General features: G+C 66.1%; 3 protein-coding genes. All 3 read right to left on the minus strand.

Features of this window, described 5'->3' with window-relative positions:
• Positions 1–625, minus strand: a 625-nt coding sequence (locus ACFWF3_RS33775) for an MvdC/MvdD family ATP grasp protein (RefSeq protein WP_379318045.1), incomplete at its 3' end; no start/stop codon positions are given.
• 15 nt (positions 626–640) lie between these two features.
• Positions 641–1060, minus strand: coding sequence for a hypothetical protein (locus tag ACFWF3_RS33780; RefSeq protein ID WP_379318047.1), 420 nt, complete (start codon positions 1058–1060; stop codon positions 641–643).
• A 289-nt stretch (positions 1061–1349) separates the two neighbouring features.
• Entirely contained in the window at positions 1350–1769 is a 420-nt protein-coding gene (locus tag ACFWF3_RS33785) for an acyl-CoA thioesterase (RefSeq protein ID WP_378995312.1), read from the minus strand.
• Positions 1770–2014 lie beyond the last annotated feature (245 nt).

Raw genomic sequence — 2014 nt, forward strand, 5'->3', positions numbered from 1 at the left:
GAACGCAGCTGGCCTCCACGTAATCCTGGAACGTGGTCGGCGTCGACCGGATCGACTCGAGCTTGTTCAGCTCGGGCCTGGTGATGATCCTGGTCTCCGAGAATTCGCCACGGCCCGTGCCGGTGCGCTTGTACACCACTGGCCCGCACCGGGATTCGACGAAACTGCGCGCCTCGTCCGGGTCGTTGGTGACCAGCGTTTCCGGGATTGTGAAACCCGCCCGCTGCGCGGTTTCGAGCTGGACGATCTTGCGGCTCGCGGTGCGCTCGGCGGCCGGATCGTTGACCCAGTACGCCGGGATCGACCACAGCATGCCCTGCAGGAATCCGTCACACTCGGCCTGGCGGAACGCGTCGTCGGCCGCGCGAACGCCGGTGGGCACCCGGCACGGGTGCGGCCTGCGCCACCACACCGCACGGACGTCGTCGAGCCCGTGGACATGGGACATCGCGCGGTTGGTGCCCGCTTTGTCGAGCCGGAAACTCCCTGTCTCAGTGGGGAAGTCGCGCAGGTCGAGCCGGATCGGATCGAGCCCGTGGTGTTCTCGCAGGGTCGACGCCAGCGCATCGGCGTGCAGGTCGTCGGCTTCGGAGACGATGAGCACGGCGTCGGTAGCGCCTTCCATCACTTGCGCGCCGTTTCAGTCGAGGCTGTCGCAGTTGATGCCGTCGCGGAAGGTGAAGGTCGCCCCGGTGACACCACCTCGTTCGGCGATGCGCAATTTCGTCGCCCAGCTGCGGGTGGCGCGGGCCAGCTGCTCGTCGCCCAGTGCCTCCGACGGTTCCGGTGCGAGGGTGATCGGCCGGTCGACCAGATCGACGCGCATCCGTCGGGTGAAGTCGGCGGTGGCGCCGGGACGGATATCGACCCGTACCTGACGTTCACCCGCGCCCACGCGGTCTTCGGTGAGTCGCACGACGTCGTTGCGGTCGAATGTCCAGGTTCCACCGTCGACGCGCACCGAGATGTCGCGCTCGGACTCGGCCACCAGCAATCCGAGCAAGGCGGGGCCCCGATCTCGGGACGACGCGGTAGCGGGGAGGTGGATGGCGTCGGTCATGGGCACTCACTCCGATCTTTCTCGTCTGCTCGCGATTTGCCAGAACCCCAAAAGGTGCTTCGGATCATAACGTGAACAGGTGGTCCGCCGAGCCGGTTCGCGAGATTTGCGGAGTGCCGGGCAAACCGCCGAGCGGCGCGTGATCGCCTTGCCGGGAAAGAATTTCGGACAACTCGGATGTTGCAAGCGTGTTCTCACCGGCAATCCGGCAGCAAACGCAGATGACAACGGCGCGGCAGGCGTCCCCCGGGTCCGTGCTGGAGGGTGCCTGCCGCGCCGTGTGTGGTCGCTAGAGGCCGAGCAGTTCGGGATTCTCGGCGAGCTCGCGGAAATGTTCGGCCGGGTTCGCGACGAGCCGGCGGGCTGTCAGATCCATCGCGCCCGCCACGACGGTGATCTCCGCGGCGACGGTTCCGTCGAGCTTGATGATCTGGTGGTGGAAGCGGAAGACCTTCTCGCCTTCCTTCCAGTCGAACACGCAAGTCACGGTGACCTCGTCGCCACCGCGCAGTTCGCGCTTGTACTTGATGGTCGACTCGAGCACCACCGCACCGACGCCGCTGGCGATGAACTTGTCCTGCGGGATGCCCGCCGCGCGCAGCAGCTCCCACCGGGCGTGCTCGCCGTACTGGTGATAGACGGCGTGATTGAGATGGCCCTGGGTGTCGAGCTCGTAGCCGCGGACGAGGACCGGTACGGAGAACGTCATACGGTGTATAACCGGCGGCTCGCGCGTGCTTGTTCCCGGTGTGTGTGCAATCTCGGACACATTCCGAGCGGTCCGGTATGGCTGCCGTGGCCTTACGCCCATCGCGATCGTCGCTGCGCCGACCGGAAATTTCACGACGCGCGTGGGCTCTACCAGGTTGTTCGATCGGATTCGCGCTTGGCATTGACGGCGCCCGCGCGCTGGGTCATTATTGAGCCAGCGGGCATTCGCGTGCTCAAAATGGT

Origin of the sequence: Nocardia sp. NPDC060220, from assembly GCF_042727815.1 — a bacterium.
In the GTDB taxonomy this organism is placed as follows: Bacteria; Actinomycetota; Actinomycetes; order Mycobacteriales; family Mycobacteriaceae; genus Nocardia.

Excerpts from the sequence above, each read along its gene's own strand:
- ACFWF3_RS33785 (WP_378995312.1), bottom strand. The coding sequence starts at position 1,769 with ATGACGTTCTCCGTACCGGTCCTCGTCCGCGGCTACGAGCTCGACACC.
- ACFWF3_RS33780 (WP_379318047.1), bottom strand. The coding sequence starts at position 1,060 with ATGACCGACGCCATCCACCTCCCCGCTACCGCGTCGTCCCGAGATCGG.